Annotated in this window: 17 protein-coding genes, 3 tRNA genes and 1 pseudogene; 20 read left to right on the top strand and 1 reads right to left on the bottom strand. The window is 66.1% G+C overall.

Annotated features, from left to right (window positions below; translation table 11 throughout):
* Window positions 1-16 precede the first annotated feature (16 nt).
* From sdhA to lolD, 7 genes are all read left to right on the top strand, one after another.
* The gene (gene sdhA / locus XARJCFBP2528_RS05035) at window positions 17-1,807 is read left to right on the top strand and encodes a succinate dehydrogenase flavoprotein subunit (RefSeq protein ID WP_016902591.1); all 1,791 of its coding nucleotides are present in this window, start codon (window positions 17-19) and stop codon (window positions 1,805-1,807) included.
* Between the two features lie 3 nt (window positions 1,808-1,810).
* Entirely contained in the window at window positions 1,811-2,020 is a 210-nt protein-coding gene (locus tag XARJCFBP2528_RS05040) for a hypothetical protein (RefSeq protein ID WP_047124415.1), read from the top strand.
* Between the two features lie 16 nt (window positions 2,021-2,036).
* The gene (locus tag XARJCFBP2528_RS05045; protein WP_047124416.1) at window positions 2,037-2,819 is read left to right on the top strand and encodes a succinate dehydrogenase iron-sulfur subunit; all 783 of its coding nucleotides are present in this window, start codon (window positions 2,037-2,039) and stop codon (window positions 2,817-2,819) included.
* Between the two features lie 111 nt (window positions 2,820-2,930).
* Complete coding sequence (locus tag XARJCFBP2528_RS05050; protein ID WP_047124417.1) at window positions 2,931-3,179, top strand: FAD assembly factor SdhE; 249 nt, start codon at window positions 2,931-2,933, stop codon at window positions 3,177-3,179.
* Window positions 3,130-3,582: a hypothetical protein gene (locus XARJCFBP2528_RS05055; RefSeq protein ID WP_047124418.1), complete on the top strand. Its 453-nt coding sequence runs from the start codon at window positions 3,130-3,132 to the stop codon at window positions 3,580-3,582. The genes XARJCFBP2528_RS05050 and XARJCFBP2528_RS05055 overlap by 50 nt, the downstream gene beginning before the upstream one ends.
* A gap of 23 nt (window positions 3,583-3,605) precedes the next feature.
* The gene (locus XARJCFBP2528_RS05060) at window positions 3,606-4,847 is read left to right on the top strand and encodes a lipoprotein-releasing ABC transporter permease subunit (protein ID WP_047124419.1); all 1,242 of its coding nucleotides are present in this window, start codon (window positions 3,606-3,608) and stop codon (window positions 4,845-4,847) included.
* A gap of 16 nt (window positions 4,848-4,863) precedes the next feature.
* Window positions 4,864-5,574: a lipoprotein-releasing ABC transporter ATP-binding protein LolD gene (gene lolD, locus XARJCFBP2528_RS05065; RefSeq protein ID WP_476001609.1), complete on the top strand. Its 711-nt coding sequence runs from the start codon at window positions 4,864-4,866 to the stop codon at window positions 5,572-5,574.
* Between the two features lie 241 nt (window positions 5,575-5,815).
* On the opposite strand, the gene XARJCFBP2528_RS05070 is transcribed toward lolD, so the two are convergent.
* Window positions 5,816-6,880, bottom strand: coding sequence for an SDR family oxidoreductase (locus XARJCFBP2528_RS05070; RefSeq protein ID WP_016902584.1), 1,065 nt, complete (start codon window positions 6,878-6,880; stop codon window positions 5,816-5,818).
* 256 nt (window positions 6,881-7,136) lie between these two features.
* On the opposite strand from XARJCFBP2528_RS05070, the pseudogene XARJCFBP2528_RS05075 reads away from it, so the two are divergent.
* The 13 genes and pseudogenes from XARJCFBP2528_RS05075 to XARJCFBP2528_RS05135 all read left to right on the top strand — a co-directional run.
* Window positions 7,137-9,683: pseudogene (locus XARJCFBP2528_RS05075) on the top strand (DNA internalization-related competence protein ComEC/Rec2); the annotation flags it as partial.
* Complete coding sequence (locus XARJCFBP2528_RS05080) at window positions 9,577-10,239, top strand: MotA/TolQ/ExbB proton channel family protein (protein WP_026064341.1); 663 nt, start codon at window positions 9,577-9,579, stop codon at window positions 10,237-10,239. The pseudogene XARJCFBP2528_RS05075 and the gene XARJCFBP2528_RS05080, both read left to right, overlap by 107 nt.
* A 3-nt stretch (window positions 10,240-10,242) precedes the next feature.
* On the top strand, window positions 10,243-10,707 hold the full coding sequence (locus tag XARJCFBP2528_RS05085; RefSeq protein WP_016902581.1) for an ExbD/TolR family protein: 465 nt from the start codon (window positions 10,243-10,245) through the stop codon (window positions 10,705-10,707).
* Window positions 10,704-12,473, top strand: coding sequence for a lipid A export permease/ATP-binding protein MsbA (gene msbA, locus XARJCFBP2528_RS05090; protein ID WP_016902580.1), 1,770 nt, complete (start codon window positions 10,704-10,706; stop codon window positions 12,471-12,473). Before XARJCFBP2528_RS05085 ends, msbA begins: the two co-directional genes overlap by 4 nt.
* The gene (lpxK, locus tag XARJCFBP2528_RS05095) at window positions 12,470-13,507 is read left to right on the top strand and encodes a tetraacyldisaccharide 4'-kinase (RefSeq protein ID WP_016902579.1); all 1,038 of its coding nucleotides are present in this window, start codon (window positions 12,470-12,472) and stop codon (window positions 13,505-13,507) included. Before msbA ends, lpxK begins: the two co-directional genes overlap by 4 nt.
* Before the next feature lie 318 nt (window positions 13,508-13,825).
* On the top strand, window positions 13,826-14,605 hold the full coding sequence (gene kdsB / locus XARJCFBP2528_RS05100) for a 3-deoxy-manno-octulosonate cytidylyltransferase (RefSeq protein WP_026064340.1): 780 nt from the start codon (window positions 13,826-13,828) through the stop codon (window positions 14,603-14,605).
* Window positions 14,602-15,066 (top strand): low molecular weight protein-tyrosine-phosphatase, encoded by a 465-nt coding sequence (locus XARJCFBP2528_RS05105; protein ID WP_026064339.1) that lies wholly within the window; start codon window positions 14,602-14,604, stop codon window positions 15,064-15,066. Before kdsB ends, XARJCFBP2528_RS05105 begins: the two co-directional genes overlap by 4 nt.
* A 23-nt stretch (window positions 15,067-15,089) precedes the next feature.
* The gene (locus tag XARJCFBP2528_RS05110) at window positions 15,090-16,508 is read left to right on the top strand and encodes a hypothetical protein (RefSeq protein WP_016902576.1); all 1,419 of its coding nucleotides are present in this window, start codon (window positions 15,090-15,092) and stop codon (window positions 16,506-16,508) included.
* The gene (gene uvrC / locus XARJCFBP2528_RS05115) at window positions 16,505-18,361 is read left to right on the top strand and encodes an excinuclease ABC subunit UvrC (RefSeq protein WP_016902575.1); all 1,857 of its coding nucleotides are present in this window, start codon (window positions 16,505-16,507) and stop codon (window positions 18,359-18,361) included. Before XARJCFBP2528_RS05110 ends, uvrC begins: the two co-directional genes overlap by 4 nt.
* Complete coding sequence (pgsA, locus tag XARJCFBP2528_RS05120) at window positions 18,361-18,993, top strand: CDP-diacylglycerol--glycerol-3-phosphate 3-phosphatidyltransferase (protein ID WP_016902574.1); 633 nt, start codon at window positions 18,361-18,363, stop codon at window positions 18,991-18,993. Before uvrC ends, pgsA begins: the two co-directional genes overlap by 1 nt.
* Window positions 18,994-19,029: 36 nt before the next feature.
* A tRNA-Gly gene (locus XARJCFBP2528_RS05125) sits at window positions 19,030-19,105 on the top strand.
* A 68-nt stretch (window positions 19,106-19,173) separates the two neighbouring features.
* A tRNA-Cys gene (locus tag XARJCFBP2528_RS05130) sits at window positions 19,174-19,247 on the top strand.
* 81 nt (window positions 19,248-19,328) lie between these two features.
* Window positions 19,329-19,404: transfer RNA gene (locus XARJCFBP2528_RS05135), tRNA-Gly, on the top strand.
* Window positions 19,405-19,825: the final 421 nt, after the last annotated feature.

Here is a 19,825-nt window from a genome sequence, read left to right on the forward strand (position 1 = left end):
AGGAATCCATAATTCGATGTCCGCTTACAAGATTACAGAACACAAGTACGACATGGTCGTGGTGGGCGCCGGCGGCGCTGGCCTGCGCGCCACGTTCGGCCTGGCCCAGAAGGGCCTGCAGACGGTCTGCCTGACCAAGGTCTTCCCGACCCGCTCGCATACCGTGGCGGCGCAGGGTGGCATCTCGGCCGCGCTCGGCAACATGGGCGAAGACGACTGGCGCTACCACTTCTACGACACCATCAAGGGCTCGGACTGGCTGGGCGACCAGGACGCGATCGAGTACATGTGCCGCGAGGCGATTCCGGCGATTATCGAGCTCGAGCACTACGGCGTGCCGTTCTCGCGGACCGAAGAGGGCAAGATCTACCAGCGTCCGTTCGGCGGCATGACCACCAAGTACGGCGAAGGCCCGTCCGCGCAGCGCACCTGCGCGGCGGCCGACCGTACCGGTCACGCGATGCTGCACACGCTGTATCAGCAGTCGCTGGCGCATAACGCACGCTTCATGATCGAGTACTTCGCACTCGACCTGATCTTCGACGAGGAGGGCGTCTGCCGCGGCGTACTGGCGCTGGACATGGCCGATGGCAGCTTGCATCTGTTCCGCGCCCACGGCGTGGTGCTGGCCACCGGCGGCTATGGCCGTGCCTACTTCAGCGCGACCTCCGCCCACACCTGTACCGGTGACGGCGGCGGCCTGGTGATGCGTGCCGGCCTGCCGGTGCAGGACATGGAGTTCGTGCAGTTCCATCCCACCGGTATCTACGGTGCTGGCTGCCTGATCACCGAGGGCGTGCGCGGCGAAGGCGGCATCCTGCGCAACAGCAACGGCGAGCGCTTCATGGAGCGCTACGCACCGCATTACAAGGATCTGGCATCGCGCGACGTGGTGTCGCGCTCGATGACCGTGGAGATCCGCGAAGGCCGTGGCGTGGGCGAGCACAAGGATCACATCCTGCTCGACCTGACCCACCTCGGCCCGGAAGTCATCAACGAGAAGCTGCCCGGCATCGCCGAGAGCGCGCACATCTTTGCCGGTGTGGACGTGACCAAGCAGCCGATTCCGGTGTTGCCGACCGTGCACTACAACATGGGCGGCATTCCGACCAACTTCTACGGCGAAGTCGTGCGCAAGCAGGGCGACAATCCGGATGCGGTCGTGCCGGGCCTGTATGCGATCGGCGAAGCTGCCTGCGTGTCGGTGCACGGTGCCAACCGCCTGGGTTCCAACTCGCTGCTGGATCTGGTGGTGTTCGGCCGTGCGGTGGCAAACCGCTGCGCCGAGACGGTCAAGCCCAACCAGCCGCACAAGACGCTGCCGTCCGATGCCTGCGACAAGGCGCTGGGCCTGCTGGACAAGCTGCGCTACGCCAACGGCTCCACGCCGACCTCGGTGATCCGCGACAACATGCAGCGCACCATGCAGTCGGACGCAGCCGTGTTCCGTACCAGCAAGACGCTGAAAGAGGGTGTCGACAAGATGGCCGAGATCTTCGCCAGCTTCGAAGACGTCAAGGTCTCGGACCGCTCGCTGGTGTGGAATTCGGACCTGATCGAAACCTACGAGTTGAACAACCTGCTGCTCAACGCAGTGGCGACGATCAACTCGGCCGAGCAGCGGCATGAGAGCCGCGGCGCGCATTCGCACGAAGACTTTCCGGACCGCGACGACGTCAACTGGCAGAAGCACACGCTGGTCACCGTCGACGACAAGGGCAAGTGCGAGTTCGAATATCGTCCGGTGCACATGTACACGCTGAGCAAGGACGTGGACGTGGTCCCGCCGAAGCCGCGCGTTTACTGATCGATGCGCATGGATCGATCCGCTTTCGCGTTGCCTCTGCTGGCCGGCCTGTCCGGGTACCGCAGCCATGCACCGCGCCAGCCGGATCGCCCCATGACGCAGGGGCAACGCCGGCAAGCCGCCGGCGGTTGCGCCACCGCCGCGGCGGTGGCATCCGTCATCTTTACCTTCATGCGCACGGTGCGGTTGTTGTTCGCACCGCGCATCGCCTGAGCCAACGAGAGCAGCTATGGCAGAGTTCACCCTCCCCAAGAATTCAAAGATCGGCAAGGGCAAGCATTACCCTGCACAGGGCGCCAAGAACAAGCGCACCTTCAAGGTCTACCGCTGGGATCCGGATGGCGAAGCCAACCCGCGTACCGACAGCTATGAGATCGATCTCGACAAGTGCGGTCCGATGGTGTTGGACGCGCTGATCAAGATCAAGAACGAGATCGACCCGACACTGGCGTTCCGCCGCTCCTGCCGCGAGGGCATCTGCGGCTCGTGCGCGATGAACATCGACGGCACCAATACGCTGGCCTGCACCAAGGCGATTGCCGCCTGCGGCAAGGCCGAGGTGCCGATCTATCCGCTGCCGCATATGAGCGTGGTCAAGGACCTGGTGCCGGATCTGACGCACTTTTACGCGCAGTACGCGTCGATCAAGCCGTGGATCCGTACCCAGACCCCGCCGCCGCCGGATCGCGAGCGCCTGCAGTCGCCGGAAGACCGCCGCAAGCTCGATGGCCTGTACGAGTGCATCCTGTGCGCCTGCTGCTCGACCAGTTGCCCGAGCTACTGGTGGAATGGCGAGCGCTATCTGGGCCCGGCGATCCTGCTGCAGGCGTATCGCTGGATCATCGATTCGCGCGACGAGGACACCGGTGCGCGCCTGGACGACCTGGAAGATCCGTTCAAGCTGTATCGCTGCCACACCATCATGAACTGCGCGCGGACCTGTCCCAAGGGCCTGAACCCGGCGCTGGCGATTGCCGAGATCAAGAAGCTGATGATGGCGCGTCGCGCCTGATCGCAGGGCAGTGCGGCCCCGCGTTGGCGGGGAGATGGTTCACAGCGGCACCGGCCCTTGGTCTGGTGCCGCTGTCGTTTTCGGCGCCGGCAAGGCGAGCTGGAGAGTGAGATGGACGAACAAACCCTGCTGAAGAAACTGCGCTGGCGTTGCCGGCGCGGCATGCGCGAGCTCGATCAATTGTTCGGGCGCTATCTGGATCAACGCTGGGCGCAGGCTTCCGAATCCGAGCGCGCGGTTTTCCTACAGCTGCTGGATTGCGAAGACGATAAGTTGTGGCGCTGGTTCATGGGATACGAGGCCTGCCCGGATGCCGTCAACGCCGCACTCATCGCCGATATTCGCGCCATGCCGGCTTGAATGGCGGCCCTCGCGCGGGCTTGCTTGCGCGCTGGGCGTGCTGAGCGCGCTCGCATTGTGGGCACTCTGGCGGAGCGGGGCACCGCCATGGCTGGCGATGCTGTTGTCCGTCTATACGGTGTTGACCGGTGGACGATCGCTGCGCCTGCTGTTGCGCTCGTCAGCACGGGAAGTGATCGTGCCCTGGAGCGAAACGCCTGCCAGCGTTGACGGTGTGCAGGTGCAGGGCCTGCAGGTGGCGTGGCGCGGGCCGATCGCAGTGGTGGCGTGGACCGGCCTGGATGCACGTCGCCAACGCCTGCTTTTCTGGCCGGACACCTTGCCCGCAGCGCAGCGACGTGAACTGCGTCTGGCCGCTCAGGCACACGCCATTTCGTCCCGGCGGCCGCAAGTGGCACCATAGCGTCCCTTTCCTGGTTGAACCGCATGTTCAAACCTATCCCGGTTGCCATCGGCTTGCGCTACCTGCGTGCCAAGCGGCGCAATGGCTTCATCTCGTTTATCTCGATGGCATCGATCCTGGGCATCGCCCTGGGCGTGACCGTGCTGATCACCACGCTGGCGGTGATGAGCGGTTTCCAGAAGGAAATCCGCGACCGTCTGCTGCAGATGGCCGCGCATGCCACGGTCAGTGCGGACGGTGCGCCGATGCACGACTGGCAGCACGCGGTCGCGGTCGCCATGGCCGATCCGCGCATCGCCGGTGCCGCGCCTTACATCGAAACCGAATCGCTGCTGCAGGGCCCGCGCAAGCAGCCGGCGATCGTGCGCGGCATCGTTCCTGCCGAAGAGGGCAAGGTGTCGGTGCTGGCCAAGAAGATGCAGCAGGGGTCGGTCGACAGCCTGACGCCGGGCTCCTACAACATCGTCATCGGCAAGGAGCTGGCGATCTGGCTGGGCGTGGACATGGGCGACAGCATCGTGGTGCTGCTCAGCGATACCCAGGCCACGCCGCTGGGCGCGATGCCGCGGCTCAAACGCTTCACCGTCAGCGGAATCTTCGAGGCGGGCTACAACGAGATCGACCGCGGCCTGGCCGTGGTCAACATGCAGGACCTGGCACGCGTGCTGCGCATGGACGGCGTCACCGGCGTGCGTCTGCGCCTGCACGACATGGATCAGGCCTGGCCGGTGGCACGCGATCTGGCGGTGAAGTTGCACGGCCCGTACCGGGTCAGCGACTGGACCCAGGAGAACGCCAATCTCTACCACTCGTTGAAGATGGAAAAGACCGTGATGGGCATCCTGCTGTCGCTGATCGTGGCGATGGGCGCGTTCAACCTGGTGTCCTCGCAGGTCATGCTGGTCACCGACAAGCAGGCCGATATCGCCATCCTGCGCACCCTGGGCCTGTCGCCTGCGGGGGTGATGCAGGTGTTCATGGTGCAGGGTTCGTTGATCGGCTTCATGGGCACGATCATGGGCGTGATCGGCGGCATCGTGCTGACGCTCAACCTGGAACGCATCCTGGGTGTGATCGAGACCATCTTCAGCGTCAAGCTGCTGCCCGAGGACGTGTATTACATCACCGGCTTGCCGACCGACATGCAGATCCAGGACGTGGTGGTGATCACCGTCGTCGCGCTGGTGATGAGTTTCCTGGCGACCTTGTATCCGGCATGGCGCGCCTCGCGCACGCAGCCGGCGGAGGCGCTGCGTTATGAATGAGATCAGGGAATCGGCCATGCAAACGCCAAACCAAGCAGAGGCGGTGATCCGCGCCGAGGGTCTGGCCAAGACCTACGCCGAAGGCAAGATGCGCACGCCGGTGTTCGACGGTCTGGATCTGACCGTGGCGACCGGCGAAACCGTGGCCATTGTCGGCGCCTCGGGGGCGGGCAAGAGCACGCTGCTGCATCTGCTCGGCGGCTTGGACATTCCGACCTCCGGCGAGGTGTATGTGGCCGGCCGGCGCATGTCGGCGTTGTCCGATGGCGAGCGCGGCAAGCTGCGCAATCAGGCCCTGGGTTTCGTGTACCAGTTCCATCATCTGCTGCCGGAATTCACCGCGCTGGAAAACGTGATGATGCCGGTGCTGCTGTCCGGGAAAGAGGTGTCGGTGGCGCGGGCGCAGGCCTTGCAGTTGCTGGAATCGGTCGGGCTCGGACATCGCATCGAGCACAAGCCCAGCGAGTTGTCCGGCGGCGAGCGTCAGCGTGCGGCGGTGGCGCGCGCACTGGTCAACAAGCCGGGCTGCGTGCTGGGCGATGAGCCCACCGGCAACCTGGACGACAAGACCGCCGAGACCGTGTTCGAACTGATGCTGGAACTCAATCGTGCGCAGCGCACCAGTCTGGTCCTGGTGACGCACGATCGCAGCCTGGCGCGGCGCCTGGACCGCGTGCTCGAGCTGCATCAGGGCAAGCTGCGCGAACTGGCACCTTCTGCGGTGTGAGAAGCACTGCCTGGCCGTCGGAATTCCTGGCGGCTGGGCGGTGTTGAACCCGCGGTCTCAGATTGAAGATCCTGGGGCTGATTGCGGGTGCATTCGCGTGATGCACCGACCGGCGGTGGCCACAACATGCGCGCTCAGCACGCAGTGCTCGCGCGCTGCATCGCGTCGATGCTCGCGGTGACAGGACGCGCCGTGACAGGAAGAACGGTCGCCGCCACGGGCGTGGCGACGACCCAACGCATCAGGGAATGATGCGCAGCGCGCGCAGGCGCGTGAACAGTTCCAGGAACGATGCACGGCTGTCGTAGAAATCCGTAAAGCCCAGTTCGCGGCTCTTGGTCATGTCATTGACGCACTCGATCTCGCGGCCCAGGTCGGCATCGGTGTGCCACCAGGACGCCAATCGATTGACGTCGGCCTCCACCAGGCCATGCTGGCTGGCGATCTCGCTCCATATTGCCGGCGCGGTCTCGCTCAGGCGTGCCTCCAGCGGCTGCGGGGTCTCGGGGCAGGGCGCAGCGTCGAGCCCGAAGAAGTCGGCAATCTGGCTCCACATCCAGCGCCAGCGGAACACATCGCCGTTGACGGTGTTGAAGGCCTGATTGCGTGCGGCCGGGCTCAGGCCGGCCCAGGTCAGCTGCTTGCCGAGAAGGCCGGCATCGGTCAGGTCGGTGAGGCTGTTCCACTGCGCCTGCGAGCCGGGAAACACGAACGGCTGGCCGGTGTGCTTGCACAGCGATGCATACACCGCCAGCGTCACGCCCATGTTCATCGCATTGCTGCCATTGGCCATGCCGATCATGGTGTGCGAGCGATGCACGCTCCAGCCGAAGCCATGCTGCTCGGCGTGTGCGAACAACAGGTCTTCCAGCGTGTAGTAGAAGTTCTCGCCGGGCTGGCGCGGCTCGCTTTCGCGGAACGGCGTTTCCGCCTTGCCGCTGCCGTAGTTCTCGAACGCGCCCAGGTAATGCTTGGTACCGGTGACCAGCGCCATGTGCTGCAGCGGCGCATCGCTCAGCGCTTCGCACAGATGCCGCATCATCGCGCCGTTGGCTTCGACGTTCTCGCGCTCGGTGTCGCGCCGTGTCCAGGTGCAGAAGAACACGTGGGTGATCGGCAGGCCACGCAGCGCGGTGCTGGTGCTGTCGGCATCCAGCAGATCGGCCGCAAGCGGGATCACGCCGTCCTGAGGCAGCGGGCGCCGTGCCAGCCCATAGACGGTCCAGCCATCGGCCACCAGGACATTGGCGAGGTTGTAACCGGAAATGCCGGTCACGCCGACAATCAGTGCAGTGCCTTTACGCATGGGGGAAGCTCCTCAGAAACAGTGGCGAACATAACGCGGCAGTCATGAAATCGAGGCGAATGCAGGCTGATAGGGTTGCTGTGCGGCCAGCACACGCTGTCCTGCCTGGCGCATTGCACCTGCGTGGCAGCGCCTTGCACCGGCTGGATATACCACTGCAGGGGCAGCCTGATTCCTACCCCGCAATGCGCCGCTCGCTGCTGTGCCCGACGCAGGCGCTGGTCTAACTTGAGTCGGTGGATGGACCACGGCCGGGATGGCGACCGACAGCATGGATGCGTCAGCACAGGCACCGCCTACACCGCGGCGGATACCGACGATGACCGTGGCAGCGGCCTTGTTGCTGGGCATTGTGGTGTGCGCGTGGTCGCCTGCGCTGCTGTCGCCTGCGGTCTATGCGGCATGCCTTGCTGCAGCGGTGCTGGGCATCGGCCTCGGCACATGGCTGCGTCCGCGGTGGATCGTGTTGGTGTGGGCACTGGCCAGCGTGGTGTTCGGTTTCGGCCTGATGGGCTGGCAGGTCGCCGGCGTCCTGCAGGCACAACTGCGCCCGCAGGATGAAGCGCGGGAACTGACGGTGCGCGGGCAGATTGTCGAACTGCCGGTCGCCGAGCCACGACGCACGCGCTTCCAGCTGCGTGTGGATGACGATCCCGCACAGCCTGCCGCACTGCGCGGCAAGCTGCTGCAGCTGGCCTGGTATGACGACTTCGGTGCCGAGCGCATGGGGCCGCGTGCCGCGCTGCGCGCGGGCGCCGCCTGGCAGCTGCGGCTCAAGCTGCGTGCGCCACGCGGCTTGCGCAACCCCGGTGGCTTCGATGCCGAGCGGCAGGCACTGGCGCAGCGCATTGCCGCCAGCGGCTATGTGCGGGTGCCGGCTGCGGCGCGGCAGACCGCTGCACCGCGCGGTGTGGATGCCTGGCGCGAAGCGATGTCGCAGCGCATTGCCGACCGCGTGCCCGGATCATCGGCGCCTTACCTGCGCGCGCTCGCCTTGGGCGACATACGCGGGCTGGACGACGCAGCCTGGGCCACGCTGCGTGCGACCGGGCTCAGCCATCTGATTGCGATCTCGGGATTCCATGTGGGGCTGGTGGCTGCATTCGTCGCCCTGCTGGTCGCCGGACTCTGGCGAGCCTGGCCGGTGCTTGGAACGCGGATTCCGCGTAGCCATGCGGCGGCGGTCGCCGCCTTGCTCGGTGCCGCAGGGTATGCAGTGCTGGCGGGCCTGGCGCTGCCCACGGTGCGCACCGTGCTGATGATTGCCGTGGTCGCGTTGGCGCGGGTGCTGCGGCGGCGTGCCAGCACCGTGCAGATCCTCGCGCTGGCCTTGTTGGCAGTATTGCTGTGGGACCCGCTGAGCGTGCTGGTGGCGGGCTTCTGGCTCAGCTTTGCCGGGGTGGCCTGGCTGGTGTGGTGCCTGCCAGCGGACAATCGCGCGGTCGTGCGCGGCTTCCTGTCCGCCCAGACCGTCGCCACTGTCGGCCTTCTGCCGTTGACCGTCAGCCTATTCGGCCAGGCGTCGTTGGTGGGGCCATTGGCCAATCTGGTCGCCATTCCCTGGTGGACTTTTGTGGTGGTGCCGCTCGCCTTGCTGGGCACCGGGCTGGAAGCAGTGCTGCCGGGAGCGGGCGTGTGGGCATGGCGATTGGCTGGCTGGTGCTTCGAGCTGACCTGGCCGGGCCTGGTCTGGCTTGGGCAGACCTCGGTGGCGTTGTGGTGGGTGCCCGAGTCCGATGCGCTCGCGTTGGTCGCAGCCTTGCTCGGCGCGTTCTGGTTGCTGTTGCCGCGCGGCACGCCCGGCAAATCCATGGCGCTGCTGTTGTGGTTGCCGCTGCTGTGGCCGGACCGCGAGCTGCCCGCGGCCGGCGAGGCCGACGTGCAGGTGCTGGACGTGGGGCAGGGGCTGGCAGTCTTGGTACGCACGCAGCGGCATGCGTTGCTGTTCGACACCGGTCCGGCGGTGCGCGATGGCTTCGATGCCGGCGAGCGGGTAGTGCTGCCGGCCTTGCGCGCGCTCGGGGTGCGCCGCCTGGATGCCATCGTGCTCAGTCACGCCGACGCCGACCATGCCGGCGGCTATGCAGCGGTGCGTGCGGGATTGCCCGTTGCGATGACGGCGGCACCGCCACAGGCGCCACTGGACGTCAGCACCCGCTGCCGTGCCGGCCAGCAATGGGCATGGGATGGGGTGCGCTTTGGCTTCCTGCACCCCAGCGCCGGCTTCCCGTATCTGCGCAATCAGTCCAGTTGCGTGCTGCGCATCGAAACACGGTATGGAAGCGCATTGTTGCCGGGCGATATCGGTGAGCTCGTCGAGCGCCGCCTGCTGCGGGAACATGCTCCGGAGTTGCGTGCCGATGTGGTGGTGGTCCCGCACCACGGCAGCGCCGACGGCTCGCATGCCGATTTCATCGCCGCCACCGGCGCGCGGCTGGCGCTGGTGTCCTCCGGGCACGGCAACCGCTTCGGTCACCCGCGTGCCGAGGTGGTGCAGCGCTGGCAGGGCAGTGGCGCCGAGTTGCTCGACACGGCCCAGGCCGGGGCAATCCGGGTCTGGCTGGGCGCCGACGGCCTGCAGGTACGCGAGCGGCGGCGCTGGCAGCCACGGCTCTGGGATGCTGCGGAACGGCGGCGGTCGGCTGCTATCCTATCGACCAGCGAATAGGCGGCCGCGTTGCCGGAGGAATCGAATCGTGTTGGAGCTGGTCAAGGCAGGCGGTTGGCCGATGGTGCCGTTGCTGTTGCTGGGCGTGATCGCGCTGGCGATCGTGCTGGAGCGTCTGTGGAGCCTGCGCCGCAACGAGGTGACCCCGCCCGGTCTGGGCGGGGAGGTCCGCAACTGGGCCGCGCGCGGCAAACTGGATCCCAGCCACATCGAGTCGCTGCGGCGCAATTCGCCGCTGGGCGCCTTGCTGGCCGCAGCGCTGGACGTGCGCGGTCGTCCGCGTGAGTTGATTCGCGAGCGCATCGAGGACACCGGCCGGCATGTGGTGCACCGCATGGAGCGCTATCTGAATGCCTTGGGCACGATCGCTTCGGCCGGGCCGCTGCTGGGACTGCTGGGCACGGTGGTCGGCATGATCCAGATGTTCCTGGGCATCCTCGATCACGGCGTGGGCGATGTGAACCAGCTGGCCGGCGGCATCGGCAAGGCGCTGGTGTGCACGGCCACCGGCATGATCATCGCGGTACCGGCATTGATGGCGCATCGCTTCTTCAAGGGCCGCATCGCTGGTTACATCATCGAGATGGAGCAGGAAGCCACCTTGTTGCTGGACACGATGGACGGCCGCGTGGTGCCAGGCGCCGCGGCGCCGGTCGCGGCAGCTGGCAAACCTGTCATGGCAAAGGGCTGACGAATGCGCATCGGCAGTGACCGAAGCCAGGACGAGCCGCATATCGATCTGGTGCCATTGATTGACGTCATCCTTGTCCTCATCATCTTTTTCGTGGTGACCACGACTTTCGACGCACGCTCCACGCTGCAATTGCAGCTGCCGACCGCCAGCGACCAGCACAGCAGCACACCGCCACGTTCGCTGAGCGTGCTGGTCAATGCCGATGGGCGTTATTTCATCAACGATCAGGAAGTGCTGCGCTCGGACGTGGACTCGCTCAAGCAGACCATCGCCCAGCTCGCCGGCGACGACCGCGAGCAGACGGTGTTGATGCGCGCCGATGCACGCACGCCGTATCAAGCGGTGGTGACCGCGCAGGATGCATTGGGGCAACTCGGCTTCCGCCGCATCGCGATCGCCACAGCGCCTCAAGCCGGGGCGACACCCACGACCGGCCAGACCCGCACTAACGGAACCCGCCAGTGACCACCTCCAACGACCGCCCGGCGCCAGTTTCGTCCTGGCGCACGTACCGTCGCCTGCTGGCCTTCGCCAAGCCGTATCGCCTGTTGCTGGTCGCCGCGCTGATTGCCGCGCTGATCGAGGCGGCCGGCACGACCGGCTTCCTGGCGTTGATGAAGCCGATCACCGACGAGACCTTCATCTACAAGAATGCCGAAGTCAGTCGCTGGCTGCCGGTGCAGATCATCCTGTTGTTCGTGGTGCGCGGCGTCGCCGGCTACATCACCGATATGGCGATGGGCAAATCCGCACGCAGCATCGCGCGCGACCTGCGCGTCAAGGTGATGTCCAAATATCTGCGCCTGCCGGGATCGCGCTTCGATTCCGAACCGGTGCCGTCGATGCTGATCCGCCTGGGCTCGGACTCGGACCAGGTGGCGCAGGCGGCGGTGGATGCGGTCAAGGTGATGATCCAGCAGTCGCTGCAGGTGATCGGCGCGCTGGCGTTGATGCTGTGGCATAGCTGGCAGGTCACGCTGACCATCCTGGTGCTGGCACCGGTGCTGGCCTGGGTGATGGACAAGGTGGCGCGGCGCTATCGGCGCATCAGCCACAGCATCCAGGAAAGCGGCGCGCATTTGCTGCAGGCGGCCGACCAGACCTTGTCCAGCCATCAGGAGGTCAAGATCTACGGTGCCCAGCAGACCGAAATGGAGCGCTATGGCGCGCTGGCCGACCGCAATCTGCGTCTGGCGATGAAGGTCGAATCCACGCGTGGCATTTCCACCGCCACGGTGCAGATGATCGGCGCGATCGGCCTGTCGGCGCTGCTGTTCGTCGCCGGTGCCCAGGCACTGGCCGGGCGGCTGACCGCCGGCGACTTCGTGGTGCTGATGACCTCGATGCTGACGATCATTCCGGGCCTCAAGCAGCTCACCAATGTGCAGAACATGGTGCAGCGCGGCCTGGCCTCGGCCGAGCGCCTGTTCTCGGTGCTCGACAGTCCCGACGAGCCGGACCAGGGCGCGGTGCCGCTGACGCGCGCCAAGGGCCTGATCGAATTCCGCAATGTCACTGCACGCTATCCGGGCCAGGTGAACCCGGCCCTGGCCGAGGTCAGTTTCGTGGCGCAACCGGGCACGGTGACGGCGATCGTCGGGCGTTCCGGCAGCGGCAAGTCCAGCCTGATCAAGTTGATCCCGCGCTTCTACGAAGCAGAGTCCGGGCAGATCCTGCTCGACGGGCACCCGGTGCAGGCGTACGCGCTGGCCGATCTGCGGCGGCAGATCGCGCTGGTCGGCCAGCAGGTCATGCTGTTCGACGGCAGCATTGCCGACAACGTCGCCTATGGCGAAATGCGCAGTGCCGATGCCGGCCAGCTGGAACGCGCCATCCTGGGCGCCAACGCGATGGAGTTCGTCGCGCAATTGCCCGAAGGCCTGCAGTCGCATGTGGGCACCAAGGGCGGGCGCCTGTCCGGCGGCCAGCGCCAGCGGCTGGCGATCGCGCGCGCAATGCTCAAGGACGCGCCGATCCTGATCCTGGACGAAGCCACCGCGGCGCTGGACAACGAATCCGAACGCCTGGTGCAGGACGCCTTGCACAAGCTGATGCCGGACCGCACCACGCTGGTGATCGCGCACCGCCTGTCCACCATCGAGCATGCCGACCAGGTGCTGGTGATGGATCAGGGCCGCATCGTCGAGCGCGGCACCCATCACCAATTGCTGGAGCAGGGCGGCTTGTACTCGCACCTGCACGGCATGCAGTTTCGCGAACGTCAGGCATGAGCAAGCGCGGCACCCGCACGCCGGGTTACTGGTACGACAATGCGCCGATCCCGCTGTCGGCGCGCCTGCTGGCACCGGTCTACGGTGCTGCCATCGCGCTGCGACGCGCCCTGTATCGCCGCGGCTGGCGCAAGCGCCGCGGCGTGCCGGTGCCGGTGATCGTGGTGGGCAACGTCACTGCCGGCGGCACCGGCAAGACGCCGTTGACGATTGCCCTGGTCGCCAAGTTGCAGGAGGCCGGCTGGACGCCTGGCGTGGCCAGTCGCGGGTATGGCCGTGACGAATCGGGCACGGCACGCTGGGTCGAGGCGGACACGCCGGTCGCGCTCGGCGGCGACGAGCCGGTCCTGATCGCCTGGAAGACTGGTGCCCGCGTACGTGTGGACAGCGATCGCCTGGCTGCGGCGCGCGCCCTGGTCGAAGCGGGCTGCGACATCGTCGTCTGCGACGACGGGCTGCAACACTACCGGCTGGCCCGCGATGTGGAGATCGAAGTGGTCGATGGCCAGCGCCGCTACGGCAACGGGCGCCTGCTGCCGGCCGGGCCGCTGCGCGAGCCGGCTGCACGCGCACGCGACTGCGATTTCCGCGTGGTCAATCTGGGCCAGGCTAGCGCAGCAACGACGGCACCCGCGCCCGATGACGCCGGATTCGGAGAATGGCAGATGCGCCTGAGCATCGACAGTGTGCAACCGATGGATGGCAAGCGCGCTCAGCCATTGAGCAGGCTGGCCGGCCAGCGCGTGCATGCGGTAGCCGGGATCGCGCACCCGGAACGCTTCTTCGCGATGCTGCGCGCGCGCGGCATCGGCGTGGTGCCGCATGCCTTTCCCGATCACCACGTCTATCGCGCCACCGACTTCAGCTTCGGCAGCCGCCTGCCGGTGCTGATGACCGAAAAGGATGCAGTGAAGTGCAGGCCATTTGCCGACGAGTGGCTGTACAGCGTGCCGCTCAAGGCGGAGCTGCCGGCGGCGTTCTGGGTGAGTCTGCTGGATCGCCTGGACAAGTTGGCGAGTCGGCAGGGCGTTTGAACGCTGCGCCGGTAGTGGTGATCTGCGGCTTGGTTGCAGGGCCCTTGCCCAGCCACCGTCGCGGGACACGCCGCAAGTACGTCCTTGTAGGCTCTTACGCGGCATCCATGCCGCGTAAGGTCCCGCGACGTTGGGCGGGCAAGGACCAATCAAGATGGTCGGTGTGCCTGTGCGAGCAGTGCATGCAGCGGCGCGTAGTGCTGATGTAGGGCATCGCTGCTCAACTGAACACCGCGACTTCGCTCAATCACACCACGACATCATGCGATTCGGTTATCTCGTTTCTTCATCTCTTCCTGTTTTCCAGAGCGCGCACGCATGACTAACTCACCGCCTGCAGATTTCGTCGTCGCCATTCCCGCGCGCTACGCTTCCACGCGCTTGCCGGGCAAGCCGCTGCAGTTGATCGGCAATCGCCCGATGATCCAGCATGTGGCCGAGCGGGCACTGCTGGCCGGTGCGCGTGAGGTCTGGGTGGCCACCGACGATGCACGCATTGCCGAGGTGATCGAAGGCCTGTCCGGCGTGCATGTGGCGATGACCGGCGACGCGCACGCATCGGGAACCGACCGGCTTGCCGAATGCGCGCGGATCGCCGGATGGGAAGCCGATACCTGCGTGGTGAACCTGCAGGGCGACGAGCCGTTCGCGCCGGCCGCCGGCATCCGTGCGGTGGCCGAGCTGCTGCTGCACTCGGGCGCCGAGATGGCCACGCTGGCCGCACAGGTCGACGGCGCGCACGAACTGTTCGATCCGAACGTGGTCAAGCTGGTGCGTAACGCAGCTGGCGACGCCTTGTACTTCAGCCGCGCGCCGATTCCCTGGCATCGCGACAGCTTCGCCAGTCAGCGCGACAGCTTGCCCAGTGACGGGCAATGGCTGCGCCACATCGGGATCTACGCCTACCGCGCAGGATTTCTGCAGCGCTTTGCGGCAATGCCGCCCGGGATGCTGGAGCGCATCGAGTCGCTGGAACAATTGCGCGTGATGGAGGCCGGCTACCGCATCGCGGTGGCCTTGACGCCGGAGCAGTTTCCGCCCGGCATCGATACGCCGGACGATCTGGCGCGCGCGCAAACCCGCGTGGCAGCGGCATGAGGGTGCTGATCGTGTGTCTGGGCAATATCTGCCGCTCGCCAATGGGCGAGGGCGCCCTGCGTGCGCGGCTGGACGAGGCGCGGTTGTCGCGGCGGATCGAGGTCGATTCGGCCGGCACCGGTGACTGGCATGCCGGCGATCCACCGGACCCGCGCGCGATTCGCTGTGCACGCGGGCATGGCGTGGATATCTCCGGGTTGCGCGCGCGCCAGGTGCGAGGCGCCGACTTCGAACACTTCGACTGGCTGCTGTGCGCCGATGGCAGCAATCTGCGCGATCTGCAACGCATCGCCCCGGCGCCGCTGCGCGACAAGGTCGCGCTCTGGCTGCCCTGGGCCGGTGTGGAAGAGCGTGACGATATCCCCGACCCCTACACCGGTGGCATGGACGATTTCGAGCGTGCCTGGCAGCTGGTCGATACCGCTGCGCGCCAGACCGTGGCCAGACTCACCCGCAGCTAATCGGGCTTGGGCATAATTACGGTATGACTGCCCAGCTTACCCAGGAATTGCCGGAATTTCCTACCTGGCTCAATGCCAGGCCATCCACCCTGCAGGAGCATCGCGGGCGGGCGCTGGTGCTGGCATTCGTCAATGCCAGCTCGGTGTGGTGCGCCGAGCGCCTGGCCGAGCTGGCGCAGTTCCAGGCGCGCAGCCCCGGCCGGCTGCAGGTGATCGTGGTGCAGGTGCCGCGCTTCGACAGCGAACGCGAGCCGCAACGCGCGCTCAAGCAACTGCGCGGCCATGGCGTCAGTGCGCCCATCTTGCTCGACAGGGACTGGGAGACCTGGCGCCGTTTCGGCATCGACTCCTGGCCGACGCTGGTGCTGCTCGATGCCTACGGCCGCGAGCGTCAGCGCCTGGTCGGCGTGACCGGCGATCTCGACAAGGCGCTGGTCGCCCTGTGCGAAGGCCAGCAGCCGCCGTCGGATGCCGATCTGCACGGGGTGGCCGAGCGCGATCCCGAGCCGCGCCTGGAGCTGCGATTTCCAACCGGTCTGGCCGCCACCGAGGACCGCCTGTACATCGCAGACACCGGCCATCACCGCGTGCTTGAATCCACGCATGGCGGCCGCGTGCTGCGCCAGTTCGGCCACGGCAACGCGGACTTTATCGATGGTGGCGTCGGTGAAGCGGCGTTCCGGCGTCCGCAAGGCCTGGCGCTGGAGCGCGACCAGCTGTATGTCGCCGACACCGGCAATCACGCCCTGCGTCGCATCAACCTGCGCAGTGGGCAGGTCGACACCTTGTGCGGTACCGGGCGCTCCGGCGAGCCGGTCGAGGGGCCGCTGGCATTCGCCGGCGCCTCGGCGCTGAACTACCCGCAAGGCCTGGCTGTTGCCGACAATCAGGTGTTGATCGCCATGGCGGGCGACAACCGCATCTGGAGCTATGACCTGGGCCGCGCCGCATTGAGCGCACGCGCCGGCACTGGCGCGCTCGAGATTCGCGATGGCAGCGGGCATCTGGCCGCATTTGCACAGCCGGCCGGCCTGGCCGCGGTGCAGCAGGTGGCCTACATCTGCGATGGCCTGGGCTCTTCGATCCGCACCATGCAATTGCGTGGCGATCTGGTGCAAACCCTGGTCGGCGGGCAGGGCACCTGGCAGTTCGGCGACGAGGACGGCCCACGCGGCACCGCGCGGCTGCAGTTTCCGCAAGCCATCGCGCTGGCGGCCGACTCGCCGATGCTGTGGATTGCCGACACCGGCAACGGCCGCCTGCGCTGCCTGCGTCTGGGTGGCGGCGAACTGACCACGGTCGCGCTGCCGCGCCGCCTGCATGGCCCGGCCGGGCTGGCGGTCGCCGCCGGTGCGGTGTGGGTTGCCGAGACCGATGCCCATGCCGTGTTGCGCTACGACCTGGCGAGCGGCGAACTGCGCGATGTTTCGATAGAAGAATGAACGCAAGGCCCCAATCCGATTTCGATGGAAAGGCGTTTGCTGCGCAATTGAGCACCGCGCCCGGCGTCTACCGCATGTACGCGGGCGACGACACTTTGCTGTATGTCGGCAAGGCCGGTGCATTGCGCAAGCGCGTGGGCAGCTATTTCAACGGCACGCCGAAGAATGCGCGACTGACCTCGATGCTGTCGCAGGTCGCGCGGATGGACGTCACCGTGACCCGCAGCGAGGCCGAAGCGCTGCTGCTGGAAAACCAGCTGATCAAGTCGCTGTCGCCGCGCTACAACGTATCGCTGCGCGACGACAAGAGTTATCCCTACGTGCTGCTGACCCGCGAGCAGTGGCCGCGCATCGCCCTGCATCGTGGCCCGCGTGCCGTGCAGGGGCGTTACTTCGGCCCGTACACCGGCGTTACCGGCGTGCGCGAAACGCTGAGCCTGATGCACAAGCTGTTCAAGCTGCGCAGTTGCGAAGACAGCGTGTTCCGCAACCGCTCGCGGCCGTGCCTGCAATACCAGATCGGCCGCTGCAGCGCGCCCTGCGTGGAGCTGGTTGCCGCGCCCGATTACGCCGAATCGGTACGCCGCGCCACCATGTTTCTGGAAGGCAAGAGCGACCAGCTCGGCGAAGAGATCATGCAGTCGATGCAGCAGGCCAGCGAGGCGCTGGAGTTCGAGCGCGCCGCACGCCTGCGCGATCTACTTTCTTCGCTGCGCAGCATGCAGAACCGTCAGTACGTGGACGGCCGCGCGGCGGATCTGGACGTGCTGGCCTGCGCCACGCAAGCCAGCCAAGCCTGTGTGCTGCTGCTGAGTTTTCGCGACGGCCGCAACCTGGGCACGCGTTCGTTCTTCCCCAAGACCAATGGCGAAGACAGCGCGGACGAAATCCTGGCTGCGTTCGTGTCGCAGTACTACGCCGAACATTCGCCGCCACGCGAGATCCTGCTCGATCGGGAGATTCCCGATGCCGAGCTGATCGAAGCCGCACTCAGCACTGCCGCCGAATACAAGGTGACGTTGAAGTGGAACGTGCGCGGCGAGCGTGCCGGCTATCTGTTGCTGGCGACACGCAACGCACAGCTGACCCTGGTCACCGAACTCACTAGCCAGAGCGCGCAGCACGCACGCAGCGAGGCACTGCGCGAGATGCTGGGGCTGGCCGAGCAGGTCAGGCGGGTGGAGTGCTTCGACATCAGCCACACCATGGGCGAGGCGACGGTGGCCTCGTGCGTGGTGTTCGATGCCAGCGGCCCGGTGCGCGGCCAATACCGGCGCTTCAATATTTCCGGAATCACGCCGGGCGACGACTATGCGGCGATGCGTCAGGCCATCGAACGGCGTTTTCGACGCGCGGTGGAAGAAAACGGCGTGCTGCCAGATGTGCTGCTGATCGACGGCGGCGCCGGTCAGCTCGCGCAGGCGAAGGGCGCGCTGGCCGACCTGGGCATCGAGAATGTGCTGCTGGTCGGCGTGGCCAAGGGCGAGGAGCGCAGGGCCGGGCACGAGGCGCTGATCATGGCCGACGGCCGCGAACTGCGGCCAGGCGCAGCATCGCCGGCACTGCAGTTCATCCAGCAGGTGCGCGACGAGGCGCACCGCTTTGCGATCACCGGTCACCGCGGCCGCCGCCAGAAGGCGCGCATGACCAGCAAGCTCGAGGATATCCCCGGCATCGGTCCGCGCCGACGCGCGAGCCTGCTCAAGCATTTCGGCGGCCTGGTCGGGCTCAAAGCCGCCGGCGAGGCCGAGATTGCGCGGGTGGAGGGCGTCAATGCCGCACTTGCCGCGCGAATCTACGCTAACCTGCACGGGCTGGCGCTTCCCGATGCGGCAGGCGAGTCGAGTCCGTAATGAAGTTGACCATCCCCACGTGGCTGACACTGCTGAGGATCGTGATGATCCCGGTGTTGGTCGTGGTGTTCTACCTGCCGTACACCTGGACCAATTTCGCCTCCGCCGGCGTGTTCGCGCTGGCTGCCATTACCGACTGGCTGGATGGCTGGGTCGCGCGGCGTTATCACCAGTATTCGGCCTTCGGCGCGTTCCTGGACCCGGTGGCCGACAAGTTGATGGTCGCAGTGGCATTGTTCCTGATCGTGCAGGGCCACCCCACACCATGGATGGCGTTCTGGGCGGCGGTCATCGTCGGCCGCGAAATCGCAGTCTCCGCATTGCGGGAATGGATGGCCGAAATCGGCCAGCGTGCCAAGGTGCGGGTGGCAGTGATCGGCAAGGTCAAGACCACCGCCCAGATGGTTGCGCTGCTTTGTCTGCTGTATTCGGTGACGCCGGGGCAGATGCCCACGCACGAAATCTGGTTCGGCAACCTGATCTTCCGTGCCGGTTACTGGACGCTGGCGATCGCCGCATTGCTGACGCTGTGGTCCGGATTCCAGTACCTGCAGGCCGCCTGGCCGAGCCTGCGCGCCGACGAAAAAGCCGCGATCACCAGCAAACCGAAAAAAGTCGAAAGCAATAGTTGACAGCGATGCTGTTCGCTGTAGAATTTCGCCTCCCAAGCGGGAATAGCTCAGTTGGTAGAGCGCAACCTTGCCAAGGTTGAGGTCGCGAGTTCGAGTCTCGTTTCCCGCTCCAGATGTAGACAAGGCCCCTTGCCGGAGGTCTCGTTGTTTCAAGGCAGGATGCCTTGGGTTTGATGTTTCGGCCTGGTGGTAGAGTGGTTATGCAGCGGACTGCAAATCCGCGTACGCCGGTTCAATTCCGGCCCAGGCCTCCACATTGCATGCGTTGTTTCATGCGTCGGCAACGACGACAGGACTGGCGCAACGAAGTAACAAGCTGTACAATTTTGCTCCACGCGGGAATAGCTCAGTTGGTAGAGCGCAACCTTGCCAAGGTTGAGGTCGCGAGTTCGAGTCTCGTTTCCCGCTCCAAATTCGAACCCTGTATATCGAACGATATACAGGGTTTTTTATTGGCCGACGCTGGTGTCGGGCTAGCACTTGAGGCGGGTAACTATTGGCCTTCTTCTCGCTGACGTAGGGCAGCGTGCTTGATGCCAGATGTGCATTGCGCTTGGTGCACCGCTCGCGCCAAGTCTTTTGCCGCAAACAAGATCGCATCGTTGGCTTGGCACTGCGTGGATGCCGCGGTTGGTGCTCTCCAGACGCACGGAAGGGCACAGCGGCCTGCATCGCTGTGCAATGGCGCGCCGCTTCATCTCGTTCAGAGCTGGTCTTGGCATCGCTGTCCACGTCTATCGCAGCCGTGATCACCAATCTGCCCGCGCTGTTCCACCTCAGCCTGCGATGCACTGACGGTTGCGGTGATGTCCGAGACAGGGGATCCGGCTGA

Source organism: Xanthomonas arboricola pv. juglandis, from assembly GCF_001013475.1.
GTDB classification, from domain to species: Bacteria; Pseudomonadota; Gammaproteobacteria; order Xanthomonadales; family Xanthomonadaceae; genus Xanthomonas; species Xanthomonas arboricola.

Coding starts and splice junctions, on each gene's coding strand:
- sdhA (WP_016902591.1), top strand. CDS start 17: ATGTCCGCTTACAAGATTACAGAACACAAGTACGACATGGTCGTGGTG.
- XARJCFBP2528_RS05040 (WP_047124415.1), top strand. CDS start 1,811: ATGCGCATGGATCGATCCGCTTTCGCGTTGCCTCTGCTGGCCGGCCTG.
- XARJCFBP2528_RS05045 (WP_047124416.1), top strand. CDS start 2,037: ATGGCAGAGTTCACCCTCCCCAAGAATTCAAAGATCGGCAAGGGCAAG.
- XARJCFBP2528_RS05050 (WP_047124417.1), top strand. CDS start 2,931: ATGGACGAACAAACCCTGCTGAAGAAACTGCGCTGGCGTTGCCGGCGC.
- XARJCFBP2528_RS05055 (WP_047124418.1), top strand. CDS start 3,130: ATGCCGTCAACGCCGCACTCATCGCCGATATTCGCGCCATGCCGGCTT.
- XARJCFBP2528_RS05060 (WP_047124419.1), top strand. CDS start 3,606: ATGTTCAAACCTATCCCGGTTGCCATCGGCTTGCGCTACCTGCGTGCC.
- lolD (WP_476001609.1), top strand. CDS start 4,864: ATGCAAACGCCAAACCAAGCAGAGGCGGTGATCCGCGCCGAGGGTCTG.
- XARJCFBP2528_RS05070 (WP_016902584.1), bottom strand. CDS start 6,880: ATGCGTAAAGGCACTGCACTGATTGTCGGCGTGACCGGCATTTCCGGT.
- XARJCFBP2528_RS05085 (WP_016902581.1), top strand. CDS start 10,243: ATGCGCATCGGCAGTGACCGAAGCCAGGACGAGCCGCATATCGATCTG.
- lpxK (WP_016902579.1), top strand. CDS start 12,470: ATGAGCAAGCGCGGCACCCGCACGCCGGGTTACTGGTACGACAATGCG.
- kdsB (WP_026064340.1), top strand. CDS start 13,826: ATGACTAACTCACCGCCTGCAGATTTCGTCGTCGCCATTCCCGCGCGC.
- XARJCFBP2528_RS05105 (WP_026064339.1), top strand. CDS start 14,602: ATGAGGGTGCTGATCGTGTGTCTGGGCAATATCTGCCGCTCGCCAATG.
- XARJCFBP2528_RS05110 (WP_016902576.1), top strand. CDS start 15,090: ATGACTGCCCAGCTTACCCAGGAATTGCCGGAATTTCCTACCTGGCTC.
- uvrC (WP_016902575.1), top strand. CDS start 16,505: ATGAACGCAAGGCCCCAATCCGATTTCGATGGAAAGGCGTTTGCTGCG.
- pgsA (WP_016902574.1), top strand. CDS start 18,361: ATGAAGTTGACCATCCCCACGTGGCTGACACTGCTGAGGATCGTGATG.